Genomic DNA, 13,749 nt, shown 5'->3' on the forward strand with positions numbered 1-13,749 from the left:
GAATGTGTCAAGGGAGGGAGAAGGTCAAATGCGTGTACTGGTTCTGAACGGCCCTAATTTAAACCGCCTGGGCAAGCGGGAGAAAGAAACATACGGAACCTTTACTTTGGAAGAGCTGGAGCAGGAGCTGGTGGAGTTTTCCTATCACCATGGCATTGAGTTGATTTGCCGCCAGTCGAATCACGAAGGGGAATTGATTGACTGGATTCACGGGGCTGGAGATGAAGCGCTTTCTGGCATCATTTTAAATGCGGGAGCCTATACGCATACAAGCATAGCCATACGCGATGCCATTGCTGCAATCGAGGTCCCAGTTATTGAAGTACATATATCCAATGTCCATAAACGGGAAGAATTCCGCCATCATTCGTATATTTCTCCGGTTACTATCGGGCAGATTGTCGGATTTGGGCAGGATGTCTACAAATTGGCGCTGCAAGCGTTGATCTTAAAACAAGAGAGAGGATGAACACATTGAAACTTCAAAAATTACGAACTGAAATGAAACAGCGGAACGTCGAGGCAGTACTTGTCACCAGTCCTTATAATTTGCATTACATAACAGAATTTACTGGAACTGCCGGGCTGGCGATTGTTACGCCGGAAAGAGCGGTTTTTATCACAGATTTTCGTTACACTGAACAGGCAAACGAACAAATAACAGAGTTTGAAGTGGTACAGGCAGAGAAAAATCTGATGGACCAAGCCGTTCAGACTGTTAAAGCTATGGATATCCAAACGCTTGCTTTTGAGCAGGATTATATGACTTATTCAACGGCAACCCAATACAAAGAAAAAATGGATGCAGAACTGGAACCCATCAGCAACTTGATAGAAAAAATCCGGATGGTCAAGACGCCGGAAGAAGTTTCTATCCTGAAAGCCGCAGCCAAAATTGCGGACGATGCTTTCGAGCACATTTGTGGATTTATTCGTCCAGGCTTAAAAGAAGTGGAAGTTTCCAATGAACTTGAATTTTTCATGAGAAAACAAGGGGCGACCTCTTCTAGTTTTGATATCATTGTGGCTTCCGGGCTTCGCTCGGCCTTGCCGCATGGTGTAGCAACGGACAAAGTCATTGAAAAAGGCGACATGATCACGTTGGACTTTGGAGCCCTCTACAACGGATACATTTCCGACATTACCCGCACGGTGGCTGTTGGTGAACCTTCAGCGCAGATGAAGGAAATTTATGATATTGTATTGAAGGCGCAAGAATTGGGCGTAGAGAAAATCGGACCGGGCATGAGCGGCATCGAGGCTGATGCGCTGGCACGCGATTTCATCAAGTCCAAAGGGTACGGAGAAGCTTTCGGCCATTCAACTGGACATGGCATCGGCTTGGAAGTCCATGAAAGCCCAGGCTTGTCATTCAGATCGGAAACGGTTTTGGAGCCAGGCATGGCTGTAACCGTGGAACCGGGAATTTATCTGCCAGGAGTTGGCGGAGTCCGTATCGAAGATGATATACTGATAACCGAGTCAGGAAATGAACGGTTGACTAACTCCACAAAAGAGCTTCGCATTTTATAACAAACGGAGGAACTATAATGATTTCAGTAAACGATTTTAAAACAGGTGTCACAATTGAAGTAGACGGCGGAATTTGGCGCGTCATGGAATTTCAGCATGTAAAACCAGGTAAAGGTGCTGCTTTCGTACGGACAAAGCTTCGCAATCTGCGTTCAGGAAGCGTTACAGAAAAAACTTTCCGTGCCGGTGAAAAAGTAGCCAAGGCACAAATCGACAACAGCAAAATGCAGTATCTGTATGCCAATGGCGATATGCATGCTTTCATGGATACAGAAACATACGATCAAATCGAACTGCCTGAAAAAAATATTGAATACGAATTGAAGTTTCTACAGGAAAACATGGAAGTCCAGGTCATCCAGTTCCAAGGGGAAGTGCTTGGCGTTGAACTGCCGAACACAGTAGTCTTAGAAGTGGTTCAAACAGATCCAGGCATCAAAGGCGATACAGCAAGCGGCGGATCAAAGCCGGCGGTCCTGTCAACAGGCTTGTCAGTTCAAGTGCCGTTCTTCATCAATGAAGGCGATCACCTGATCATCAACACAACTGATTCTTCATACGTATCACGAGCTCAATAACAAGCAAAAGGCCTCTATTTTAGAGGCCTTTTTTTAAAAAGTCGGCTCAGCTATTTCAAAACACGCTGAAAAAGTCTAAAATGGAATAGAAATCAGTTAAATACATATTAGGGGAGTAGGATCAATATGAAAATTCAAGAAATCCGTGAAATTATTAAATTGGTAGATGGGTCGTCCATTGAGGAATTCTCATACGAATTTGAAGGCGTCAAAGTCAAAATGAAGAAAAGCGGTTCAGGAAATGCCCAGCAAGCTGGCAGTTCATCCGTCCAAGCGCCCCAAACACCAAAAACTGTAGGACCGCCAAGTTTTTCAGCACCGGCAAAAGAACCGAACGCAGAAGAGTTGGTATCACAGGAAGCGCCTGAAGTCCTGGTTGACAATGATTCTGAATATCACAAAATTCTTTCTCCGATGGTTGGCACATTTTACGAGTCTCCATCGCCGGACGAGGCACCATATGTGCAAACGGGAACAAAAGTTACTGCCGATCAGGTGGTCTGCATCGTTGAAGCGATGAAATTATTCAATGAAATCGAAGCTGAAGTGGATGGGGAAATTGCTGAAATTCTTGTAAAAGATGGACAGCTTGTTGAATATGGCCAGCCTTTATTCCTCGTGAAAGCAAACTGAGGAAAGGGGAGATGGCGATGAAGAAAGTATTGATTGCAAACCGTGGAGAAATTGCGGTCCGGATCATCCGTGCCTGCAAAGAGATGGGGATCGAGACGGTCGCCGTATATTCAGAGGCCGATAAAGAAGCGCTTCACGTAGAACTTGCAGATGAAGCGTATTGCATCGGTCCAAAACTATCGAAAGACAGCTACCTGAACTTTTCCAATATCATGTCGGTGGCCAAACTGACCAATTGTGACGGAATTCACCCGGGCTACGGATTTCTGGCTGAAAATGCCAGTTTTGCGGAGCTTTGCGAAGCTTGCGACATCATGTTTATCGGCCCGACCGCAGATGCGATTTCACGCATGGGCACAAAAGACGTAGCGCGTGAAACCATGCGGCAAGCAGGCGTACCTGTCGTACCCGGTTCAACCGGCATCGTAGCCAGTGAAGAAGAAGGACTGCGCATAGCCGATGAACTTGGTTTTCCGGTCATCATTAAAGCAACGGCCGGGGGCGGAGGAAAAGGAATCCGTGTGGCGCACACGCGCGAGGATTTCGTCAAAGGCTTGAACATGACCCAAAAAGAAGCGGCGGCAGCTTTTGGCAACCCGGGCGTTTATATCGAGAAATTCATTGAGGATTTCCGCCATATCGAAATCCAGGTGCTTGCGGATTCACATGGCAATGCCATTCATTTAGGGGAGCGCGATTGTTCTATCCAGCGGCGCATGCAAAAATTGGTCGAAGAAGCCCCATCACCGGCTCTGTCACCCGAATTGCGCGCAGAAATGGGCGATGCTGCCGTAAAAGCAGCGTTGGCTGTCAACTACCGCGGAGCAGGAACAGTGGAGTTTATCTTTGATGCCGTAAATCAGAAATTTTACTTTATGGAAATGAACACGCGCATACAGGTAGAGCATCCGGTTACGGAAATGATTACAGGAATTGACTTGATCCAGCAGCAATTAAAAGTTGCTTCGGGTGACACACTTGCCTATAAACAAGAAGATGTGACATTCAAAGGCTGGTCGATTGAATGCCGCATCAATGCTGAAAATCCGGCCAAGAACTTTATGCCTTCGGCTGGAAAAGTCGATATGTACCTGCCTCCGGGCGGCATGGGCGTCAGAATTGACTCAGCCATGTATTCAGGCTACACGATCCCACCTTATTACGATTCCATGGTGGCCAAACTGATTACGTTTGCGGATACCCGTGAAGAAGCAGTTGCAAAAATGAAGCGCGCATTGGATGAATTCGTTATCGAGGGCGTGTTTACAACGATTCCATTCCATTTGAAATTAATGGATCACGAAGTATTCAAATCAGGTGATTTCAATACGAAGTTCCTTGAAAAATACGATGTACTGGGATCATAAGGAGGAGCTTGGCAAATGGCAGAAAAAACGGCACCTTACGTACGCATGAAATCGCATGGAGCACAGGATTTAGGGAATATCGAGGTAGCTCCGGAAGTATTGGAAATCATCGCCAGCATCGCGGCATCAGACATTGAGGGTGTTGCCAGCATGCGCGGCAATTTTGCATCGGGAGTTGTCGAGCGTTTGGGGAAAAAAGTCCATGGCAAAGGCATCAAAACCGATTTGTCTGAAGAAGGACTGGCGATAGACGTTTATTGCGTCATCAATTACGGCGTTTCCATTCCAAAGACCGCTTTAAAGATTCAAGAACAAGTACGGCAGACGCTTGAGAATATGACTTCACTTCAGACACAAGAAGTAAATGTTCATATTACGGGCGTCAATTTTGAGCCCCAAGCAGCAGAATAAGCAACGAGGCTGTCCCGTAGACCAGAAAAATGGCTACAGGACAGCCTCCTCTTTGTTTATAACGGCCAGTCCAAAATATACCTGTATGAAAACCGAGTTTCATAAGGCTCTGACAGCCTATTGACCGAACATTTCAAACATGGAAGTTCAGCCGGAATACCTGTATAATGGGGGATAATTAGCTGTGAAAAGGAGATCGGATATATTATGAAACGACACGAAGCACGCGAAAAAGCGCTTCAGACCTTATTTCAACTAGAGGGCACTGAACTGACCATCGATGAAGCCATGGACCATGTAATGGCTGGAGAAAACGATAATTTCTATAGTTTACTGGTACAAGGCACTCATGCCAATCTGGCAGAAATCGACGAAAAACTGGTAGGCCACCTGGAAAATTGGTCATTGGAACGGCTTCCGAAAATTGAACGGACGATTCTTCGCATGGCTATCTTTGAACTGGGCTATATGGAAGATGCACCGGCGCGCGTCATCATGAACGAAGCGATTGAACTGAGCAAAACTTTCGGTGATGACAAATCCAGCCGCTTTGTCAATGGGGTCCTTTCGAAGTTCACAGACGAATCAGCAATTTAATTGGGGGAATTTACATGACTGCAAAACTGATTGATGGAAAAGCGGTAAGCCAGAAAATTAAAGTTCAAGTAAAAGAGCGGGTAGAAAAACTTGCGCAGCATGGAATTATTCCGGGACTTGCAGTTGTGCTGGTCGGGGAAAACTCCGCCTCCCTTACATATGTGAAAAATAAGAAAAAAACCTGTGAAGCACTTGGCATGCGCTCGGATCTTCACCAGTTTCCGGATACATTGACCGAACAGGAGCTGTTGGCGAAAATAGACCAATTAAATCAGGATCCGCAAATTCATGGCATCCTGGTGCAATTGCCGCTTCCGAAACAAATCGACGAATTCAAAGTGATTTCAGCGATCAGCCCCGAAAAAGATGTGGATGGATTTCATCCGATTTCAGTCGGCAATATGATGATTGGCAAAGACGCCTTCCTGCCATGCACACCGCACGGCATCATGGAGCTCCTGTCGCATTACGGCATTGACCCATCGGGCAAGCATGCGGTGGTTATTGGCCGCAGCAACATCGTGGGCAAGCCGATTGGCCAGCTGCTGCTTCAAAAAGATGCAACTGTGACATACTGCCATTCCAAAACAAAGGATTTGGCGAGTTTTACAGCACAAGCGGATATTTTGATTGCTGCGATCGGCAGAGCTAAATTTATTGACCATACGTTTATCAAACCGGGTGCAGTCATCATTGATGTCGGCATGAACCGGGACGAAAATGGCAAGTTATGCGGAGATGTCGACTTTGAAGATGTCCAGGAAAAAGCCGGATTTGTGACGCCGGTACCTGGAGGCGTTGGCCCAATGACCATTGCGATGCTGATGGGCAATACATTGGAATCGGCTGAAAAAGGGTTATCAAAGACAAAATAGGCATAAGCATGTAAAATAAAGAGCAATAGGGCTGTTTTTCGAAAGAAAGACAGCTTTTTAAATTCACAGACAGGGGTTGACCGTGTGTCAAACGACCCATACTTAAGTGTCAAAGCGTTAACCAAATACATAAAAAAGAAGTTTGATGCCGATCCTCACCTCCGCGACGTTTACGTCAAAGGGGAGCTATCGAATGTCAAAATTCATACGAGCGGCCACATTTACTTTACCTTGAAAGACAATGCCGCACGATTGCCGAGCGTCATGTTTTCAGCAAGTGCCAAGTCTGTTAAGTTCAAACCAGAAAGCGGCATGACGGTGCTGATCCGGGGGGATGTCTCAGTCTACGAAGCGTCCGGTCAATACCAATTGTATGCGCAGTCTATGCAGGCTGACGGTATCGGTGATTATTACCTGGCGTTTGAACAATTAAAAGAAAAGCTGGCCAAAGAAGGCTTGTTTAACGCAAGCCATAAAAAGTCCTTGCCGCGTTTTCCGAAAAGGATAGCTGTGGTCACTGCCCAGACGGGTGCTGCTGTACGTGATATTATCATTACCTTGCACCGCCGCTATCCGCTGGCAGATGTTGTGCTGTATCCGACGCTTGTACAAGGAGCGGGCGCTACGCAATCAATCGTTCAGTCTGTCCAATCAGCCAATAAAGGTGATTTTGATGTACTGATCGTTGGACGCGGCGGCGGATCGATCGAAGATTTATGGGCGTTTAATGAAGAGGCAGTGGCGCGGGTCATTTTTGATTCACACATCCCGGTCATTTCCGCCATCGGCCATGAAACCGATACGACCATTGCCGACTTTGTTTCAGATCTTCGGGCGCCGACGCCGACTGCTGCTGCAGAACTGGCGGTCCCAAGCCAGGCAGAGCTGCTTGAGCGCATATCCAGCTACCGCAGCCGGATGTACCGTACCGTTTCAGGAACCGTCAGCCAGCACAAGCAGGTGCTGAACCGATTGACCTCATCCTTCCCGCTGGCTTATCCGGAGCGTCTGTACCGGCCGTTCATTGAACGTGTTGAACGCGCCACTGAGTCGCTTCAGCGGGAGTCTGTCCAGCATATAAAGCGCTCCCAGGAACGCTACCGCACACTGGATCAGCAGCTGAAATCACGCGTGCCGCTCCAGCGAATCCGCCAATCTGAAACGGAAGTGGCGGAACTGGCGAGAAGACTCGATTATCAGATGAACCATCTGTTGAAAAACCGGTCCCAGCAACTGTCGTCAGCGCTTCGAACGCTTGATGCACTGAGTCCGCTGAAAATTATGGACCGGGGATATTCGATTCCTTATATAGAAGGAAACGTCGTCAAAAGCGTGTCGCAAGTGAAATCAGGCGACCGCCTGACCATCGCCATGCAGGATGGAACCGTCCAGACGACTGTCAATGAAACCAATCCCGCAAAAAAAGGAGACCAAAAAGATGGCTGAAAAGAAAATCATGTTTAATGATGCAATGGAACAACTTGAGGAAATTGTCCGCCAGCTCGAACAGGGGGATGTGCCGCTCGAACAGGCATTGACGCTTTACCAAAAAGGCATGGAACTTTCAAAAGTTTGCCACGATAAATTGCAAAATGCAGAAAGCCAGCTTGTGACGATGATGAAAGATGGCAAAGAAGTGCCGGCTGACATTGAAATGGACGGGAATGCCAAATGAACTTAACCGAATTTCGAACCCATTATGAACCACTAATCCAACAGCAGATGGCCGAACAAATCCTGTCACTGTCGATTCCAAATTCGCTGAAGGAATCCATGCATTACTCCCTGCAGGCCGGCGGTAAAAGGATCCGCCCGATCTTGCTGTTGGCTGTTCTTCATGAATTGAGCGGTGAAGAGCATCCGGATGCGCTGAAAGTGGCGGCAGCAATTGAAATGATCCATACTTACTCGCTCATTCATGATGACTTGCCTAGCATGGACAATGACGATTTGCGGCGCGGCATGCCGACCAACCATAAAGTGTTCGGGGAAGCTGTCGCCATTCTTGCAGGGGACGCGCTGCTGACTTACAGCTTTGGCATCGTGGCACGACTGCAGCATGTTTCAAGTGATGATAAAGTGCGCTTGATTGATTTGATGAGCGTTTCTTCAGGCGCTGAAGGAATGGTCGGAGGGCAAGTGCTCGATATCGAAGGCGAAGAAAAGAAACTGACGCTGCAGGAATTGGAACAGGTGCACCGATTGAAAACAGGCGCATTGCTGACGTACAGCATTTTAGCTGGTGGGATCCTTGCAAAGGCTTCCAACGAGGAAATGATGGCACTCAGCCGATTTGGGGAACATTTGGGGTTAGCTTTCCAAATCCAGGACGACATTCTGGATGTTACAGGAACTTCAGAAGAGCTTGGCAAAACGGCCGGAAAAGATGAATCCAGTGAAAAAAGTACCTATCCGGGTCTTCTGACTTTGCCTAAAGCAAAGGAAAAGCTTGAATATCATGCTTCACAAGCCATCGATGCCCTGCATTCGCTAAAAGGCGAACAATCGTTGCTTTTGCAGTTGACGCAATTGATTGTTCAAAGAAAAAGCTGATTTTAAAGGCTCTCATTTGTACATTCGCCAGAGACTGATATAATATGAACAGGCAGTCTGAAGGAAAATTTTATAAAAGGTGCGTGATGGCAATGGATCTTCATTCGATTACTAGTCCATCTTTCTTAAAAGAGCTGAATACTAAACAGCTTGAAGTATTAAGTGAAGATATAAGACGGTTTCTAATAGAAAATTTATCAAAAACAGGCGGGCATATTGGTCCGAATCTTGGTGTAGTGGAACTGACGGTTGCGCTGCATAAAGTATTCGACAGTCCGGCAGACAAGTTTATCTGGGACGTAGGACATCAATCTTACGTACATAAAATCCTGACAGGAAGAGCCAGCCAATTTGACACTTTGCGTCAATTTAAAGGCCTCTGCGGATTTCCGAAACGCAATGAAAGCGATCACGACGTCTGGGAAACAGGCCATAGCTCGACATCATTGTCGGCAGCGATGGGAATGGCTGCTGCCCGCGACATAAAAAAAGACAGCAACCACGTAATTCCGATTATCGGCGACGGAGCGTTGACAGGCGGAATGGCTTTTGAAGCGTTAAATCACATTGGCCATGCGCAAACGGATATGGTTGTCATTCTCAACGACAATGAAATGTCTATTGCTCCAAACGTCGGCGCCATGCACAGCATGCTTGGACGGATGCGGACAGCTGGAAAATACAACAAAGTAAAAGATGATCTGGAATATTTATTGAAAAAAGTTCCAGCAGTCGGCGGCAAACTTGCCTCGACGGCTGAGCGGGTAAAAGATTCCTTGAAATATCTAGTGGTTTCAGGGATGTTCTTCGAAGAAATGGGCTTTACCTATTTGGGGCCGATAGACGGCCATGACTTGGAAGAGCTGGAAGAAAATCTTCGCTATGCCAAGAAAACAAAAGGACCCGTTTTGCTGCATGTCGTTACGAAAAAAGGCAAAGGATTCTTGCCGGCAGAACAGGATATCATTGGAACATGGCACGGCACTGGCCCGTATAAGATGGAAACTGGCGATTTGGTCAAGTCTTCTTCTAAAGCGCCTTCATGGAGCGGTTTGGTAGCTGAAACTGTCCGCAAACTGGCTCGCACGGACGAACGGATTGTAGCGATTACGCCGGCAATGCCGGTCGGATCGAAACTAGAAGGATTTGCTTCTGAATTCCCGGACCGCATGTTCGATGTTGGGATTGCCGAACAGCATGCCACTACGATGGCTGCCGGACTGGCAACGCAAGACATGAAACCATTTCTTGCGATTTATTCCACATTCCTGCAACGCGCGTATGATCAGGTCGTTCACGATATTTGCCGCCAGAATTTAAATGTCTTTATCGGAATCGACCGTTCGGGATTGGTTGGAGCAGATGGAGAAACTCACCAAGGCGTATTTGATATCGCGTTCCTGCGCCATTTGCCGAATATGGTCATCATGATGCCAAAAGACGAAAACGAGGGCCAGCATATGGTCAAAACGGCTATCGATTACAACGGCGGCCCAATTGCTTTGCGTTATCCAAGAGGCAACGGCCTTGGCGTGCCAATGGACGAAGAGCTTCACGCATTGCCAATCGGTTCATGGGAAGTACTGCAAAAAGGAACTGATGCAGTCATTCTGACATTTGGTACGACCATTCCGATGGCAATGCACGCGGCCGAGCAATTGCTTGAACAAGGCATTTCGGCAGAGGTGGTCAATGCCCGTTTCATCAAGCCGATGGATCAGGCGATGCTGCACAGCATTTTTGAACGCAAAATCCCGGTGGTAACAATCGAAGAAGCTGTACTTCAAGGCGGATTCGGCAGTGGCGTCCTGGAATTTGCTCAGGAAAATAATTATCGCGAGTCCGCGATTGACCGTTTGGGAATTCCGGACCAATTTATCGAACATGGCGACGTTTCTGATCTGATGGATGAAATTCATTTGAACAGCGACGAAGTTGTCCGGGTCGTTAAAAAGTGGACGAAAGCCCAAAAGCAGGCAGGTTCGACCATTCTATGAACAAACCCAAAAAAGAACGTGTAGATGTCCTGTTGGTTGAACGGGGCATCTGCGAAACGCGTGAAAAAGCAAAACGGGCAATTATGGCAGGGATCATCTATTCGGGTTCCGAGCGCATGAACAAGCCCGGCGAGAAAATTATGGAAGACGCCCCTCTTCAGATGAAAGGCAATGACTTGAAATATGTCAGCCGTGGCGGCCTGAAACTTGAAAAAGCCCTTCAGGAATTCGACCTTTCGGTGGAAGGCAAACTGATGCTGGACATCGGCTCATCGACCGGGGGCTTTACGGACTGCGCACTTCAAAATGGCGCGAAGCATTGCTATGCACTGGATGTCGGCTATAACCAATTGGCTTGGAAAATTCGCCAGGATGAACGGGTGACGGTTATGGAACGTGTGAACTTCCGCCATTCCAAACCTGAAGACTTTGGTCAAGGGCTTCCTGAGTTCGCAACAATCGATGTTTCGTTTATTTCTTTGCGGATCATTTTTCCGGTCTTAAAACAGGTGCTCGTTCCAGGCGGTGATGTTATCGCGCTGGTCAAACCACAGTTTGAAGCCGGACGGGAAAACGTCGGGAAAAAAGGCATTATCCGTGATCCGAAAATCCATCGCGACGTGCTGCAAAAAGTGGGCAAGTTTGCAGTGGAATCTGGATTTCATGTAAAGAATATGTCGTTTTCACCGATTACCGGTGGGGAAGGCAATATTGAGTTCCTTTTTCATCTTCAGTCTGCAGCCGAAGACAGTGAAATAGCTGATATCTCTGTTGCGTCGATCAACGAAACAGTAGAGTCTGCACACAAATCTTTGTAAAACACATTCCAAAAGGGATGTGTTTTCTTTTAGCTCCTTAATTCTGCTGACGCCCGCACAATCGATCTCTAACGCTTTTCTTGTTTTATGTATGAAATAACAGTAGGATATTAAGTATATGGAATAAATATTCACTCAAGGGGGAACATCATGAACAAGGGACAGCGCCACATTAAAATTCGCGACCTCATTTCCAACCGGGAAATCGAAACCCAGGACGAACTCGTAGACTTGCTGAAGTCAGCCGGATACGAAGTGACACAAGCCACCGTATCGCGTGATATAAAGGAATTGCATTTGGTGAAAGTGCCACTTCAGGATGGACGCTATAAATACAGCCTGCCTGCGGATCAGCGCTTTAACCCAATGCAGAAACTGCACCGGGCATTGACAGATGCTTTTGTCAGCATCGACGGTGCCAGCCATTTTCTCGTTATGAAAACATTGCCAGGCAATGCCCATGCGATCGGATCGTTAATTGACCATTTGGATTGGGAAGAAATTCTTGGAACCATTTGCGGAGACGATACGTGCTTGATTATTTGCAGAGACACCGAACATCGTGAAATTCTAAAACAGCGTTTAATTGAAATGCTTTAAGAAGAGGTGAACGGACATGCTTCGGGAATTAGACATACGCAATTTTGCTATTATTGATGCATTAACTGTCAGTTTTTCTGAAGGACTGACTGTCTTGACGGGGGAAACCGGTGCCGGGAAGTCCATTATTATTGATGCAGTGCATCTTTTGGCCGGTGGACGGGGAAGCCAGGAGTTTATTCGGCATGGCGCTAAAAAAGCGGAAATCGAAGGGTTGTTTTCGTTGGAAGACGGAAAGCATCCGGTGTTCCGGAGATTGGAAGAATTCGGCATCACATGGAGTGATGGCGATATTTTGCTGCGCCGTGAGTTAAATGATAAAGGGAAAAATGTTTGCCGCATCAATGGTAAATTGGTAACTATTTCCATACTTCGCGAAGTTGGCGCTGCGCTGATCGATATTCACGGCCAGCATGAGACGCAGGAATTGATGGATGAAAAACAGCATCTCCACTTGCTCGACCAATTTGCAGGGAAAAGCCTGGCAAAGTCAAAAGAAAGCTACAGCCATACATTTGATAAATACACAAAGTTAAAACGCGAGTTTTCTTCCTATACAGAAAACGAGCAGCAAATTGCGCAACGCATTGATTTATTGACTTTCCAGCTTCAGGAAATCGAATCAGCGGAATTGGTTCTTGGCGAAGAAGAAGAACTGGTATCAGAACGGAAAAAACTGCAAAATTTCAACAAGATCTACGAGTCCATTTCTGCAGCCCATGAAGCCATTCAAGGCGAAAGCAAAGGATTGGACTGGATCGGCTCGGCCATGTCTGAACTTGAACATGCTGCAGCCGTAGATGAAGCCTTCACTGGATCTTCAGAAACCCTTTCAAGTGCTTTTTACTTGATTCAAGATACAGGAACTGAAATCAAGCGGATTTTGGATGATATGGAATTTGATCCTGCCCGCTTAAATGACATCGAGCAGCGCTTGGCTGTTATTCAATCTTTAAAAAGAAAATATGGTGCTTCCGTTGAAGACATTTTGCTGTATCATGAGAAGCAGACAGATGAATTGGATAAATTGGTTAACCGTGATCAACGCTATCAGCTGGATCAGGAAAAGTTAAAGGAATTAACCGAAGATTTGCGTGTTGAAGCAGAAGAACTGACAATTCTCCGCCGGAAAGCCGCGAAAAGCCTGGGCAAGGCCATCATGGAGCAGTTAAAGGAATTACATATGGCAAAAGCATCGTTTGAAGTGAATTTTTCTGTATTGCCAAATGGCCGTTTTGACCGTAATGGCCATGATGCGATTTCCTTCTATATTTCGACAAATCTTGGTGAACCATTAAAACCTCTAACAAAAGTGGCATCAGGCGGGGAGTTGTCCCGAATGATGCTGGCGTTGAAAACCATATTTTCCAAGCACCAAGGCATTACTTCCATTATTTTCGATGAAGTGGATACTGGCGTCAGTGGACGAGTGGCACAGGCAATTGCAGAAAAGATAGCGGCCATCTCGGTCCATTCCCAAGTGCTGTGCATCTCGCATCTGCCACAAGTTGCGGCAATGGCCGATCAGCATTTATTCATTGAAAAGAAAGTTGACAAGCAGCGGACAACCACTGCCGTCACCGAACTGGATGGACGTGAACGAACAGAAGAAATGAGCCGAATGCTGTCAGGCGCCGAGATCACGGATCTGACACTGCAGCATGCGGAAGAACTGCTGTCGCTCGCAGCGGACCGGAAACTACTGATGAAATAAGCTGTAGGGCAATCTAGGAAAAGTCGATCCTTTTGCCCGCATCGGTAGCTACCTGAGTCAGTCACCAAGGAGA

General features: G+C 46.8%; 15 protein-coding genes. All 15 read left to right on the plus strand.

Features of this window, described 5'->3' with window-relative positions; translation table 11 throughout:
- Nucleotides 1-28: 28 nt before the first annotated feature.
- The 15 genes from aroQ (at nucleotide 29) to recN (ending at nucleotide 13,676) form a co-directional block, all read left to right on the plus strand.
- Nucleotides 29-469, plus strand: a complete 441-nt coding sequence (gene aroQ, locus QOZ98_RS14315; protein ID WP_308788074.1) for a type II 3-dehydroquinate dehydratase — start codon at nucleotides 29-31, stop codon at nucleotides 467-469.
- Nucleotides 466-1,533, plus strand: coding sequence for a M24 family metallopeptidase (locus QOZ98_RS14320; RefSeq protein ID WP_308788075.1), 1,068 nt, complete (start codon nucleotides 466-468; stop codon nucleotides 1,531-1,533). The genes aroQ and QOZ98_RS14320 overlap by 4 nt, the downstream gene beginning before the upstream one ends.
- 17 nt (nucleotides 1,534-1,550) lie before the next feature.
- Nucleotides 1,551-2,111, plus strand: coding sequence for an elongation factor P (gene efp / locus QOZ98_RS14325; protein ID WP_308788076.1), 561 nt, complete (start codon nucleotides 1,551-1,553; stop codon nucleotides 2,109-2,111).
- Nucleotides 2,112-2,237: 126 nt separating this feature from the next.
- Nucleotides 2,238-2,744: an acetyl-CoA carboxylase biotin carboxyl carrier protein gene (gene accB / locus QOZ98_RS14330; RefSeq protein WP_308788077.1), complete on the plus strand. Its 507-nt coding sequence runs from the start codon at nucleotides 2,238-2,240 to the stop codon at nucleotides 2,742-2,744.
- 17 nt (nucleotides 2,745-2,761) lie between these two features.
- Nucleotides 2,762-4,111, plus strand: a complete 1,350-nt coding sequence (gene accC / locus QOZ98_RS14335; RefSeq protein WP_308788078.1) for an acetyl-CoA carboxylase biotin carboxylase subunit — start codon at nucleotides 2,762-2,764, stop codon at nucleotides 4,109-4,111.
- Between the two features lie 15 nt (nucleotides 4,112-4,126).
- A complete protein-coding gene (locus tag QOZ98_RS14340; RefSeq protein ID WP_142827847.1) occupies nucleotides 4,127-4,522 on the plus strand; it encodes an Asp23/Gls24 family envelope stress response protein in 396 nt (131 codons plus the stop codon).
- 207 nt (nucleotides 4,523-4,729) lie between these two features.
- Nucleotides 4,730-5,119: a transcription antitermination factor NusB gene (gene nusB, locus QOZ98_RS14345; protein ID WP_308788079.1), complete on the plus strand. Its 390-nt coding sequence runs from the start codon at nucleotides 4,730-4,732 to the stop codon at nucleotides 5,117-5,119.
- A gap of 14 nt (nucleotides 5,120-5,133) precedes the next feature.
- Nucleotides 5,134-5,994 (plus strand): bifunctional methylenetetrahydrofolate dehydrogenase/methenyltetrahydrofolate cyclohydrolase FolD, encoded by an 861-nt coding sequence (folD, locus tag QOZ98_RS14350; RefSeq protein WP_308788080.1) that lies wholly within the window; start codon nucleotides 5,134-5,136, stop codon nucleotides 5,992-5,994.
- 84 nt (nucleotides 5,995-6,078) lie between these two features.
- Nucleotides 6,079-7,440 carry an exodeoxyribonuclease VII large subunit gene (gene xseA, locus QOZ98_RS14355; RefSeq protein WP_308788081.1) on the plus strand — a complete coding sequence of 454 codons (1,362 nt, stop codon included), beginning with the start codon at nucleotides 6,079-6,081 and terminating at the stop codon, nucleotides 7,438-7,440.
- Nucleotides 7,433-7,669 (plus strand): exodeoxyribonuclease VII small subunit, encoded by a 237-nt coding sequence (gene xseB / locus QOZ98_RS14360; RefSeq protein WP_142827851.1) that lies wholly within the window; start codon nucleotides 7,433-7,435, stop codon nucleotides 7,667-7,669. The genes xseA and xseB overlap by 8 nt, the downstream gene beginning before the upstream one ends.
- Nucleotides 7,666-8,547, plus strand: a complete 882-nt coding sequence (locus QOZ98_RS14365) for a polyprenyl synthetase family protein (protein ID WP_308788082.1) — start codon at nucleotides 7,666-7,668, stop codon at nucleotides 8,545-8,547. The genes xseB and QOZ98_RS14365 overlap by 4 nt, the downstream gene beginning before the upstream one ends.
- 92 nt (nucleotides 8,548-8,639) lie before the next feature.
- On the plus strand, nucleotides 8,640-10,544 hold the full coding sequence (gene dxs, locus QOZ98_RS14370) for a 1-deoxy-D-xylulose-5-phosphate synthase (protein WP_308788169.1): 1,905 nt from the start codon (nucleotides 8,640-8,642) through the stop codon (nucleotides 10,542-10,544).
- A complete protein-coding gene (locus QOZ98_RS14375) occupies nucleotides 10,541-11,362 on the plus strand; it encodes a TlyA family RNA methyltransferase (protein WP_308788083.1) in 822 nt (273 codons plus the stop codon). The genes dxs and QOZ98_RS14375 overlap by 4 nt, the downstream gene beginning before the upstream one ends.
- Nucleotides 11,363-11,512: 150 nt before the next feature.
- Nucleotides 11,513-11,962, plus strand: a complete 450-nt coding sequence (gene ahrC, locus QOZ98_RS14380) for a transcriptional regulator AhrC/ArgR (RefSeq protein ID WP_142827854.1) — start codon at nucleotides 11,513-11,515, stop codon at nucleotides 11,960-11,962.
- A 16-nt stretch (nucleotides 11,963-11,978) separates the two neighbouring features.
- The gene (recN, locus tag QOZ98_RS14385) at nucleotides 11,979-13,676 is read left to right on the plus strand and encodes a DNA repair protein RecN (RefSeq protein ID WP_308788084.1); all 1,698 of its coding nucleotides are present in this window, start codon (nucleotides 11,979-11,981) and stop codon (nucleotides 13,674-13,676) included.
- The last annotated feature ends 73 nt before the right edge of the window (nucleotides 13,677-13,749 follow it).

The sequence above is a fragment of the Planomicrobium stackebrandtii genome, from assembly GCF_030814955.1.
Classification (GTDB): Bacteria; Bacillota; Bacilli; order Bacillales_A; family Planococcaceae; genus Planococcus; species Planococcus stackebrandtii.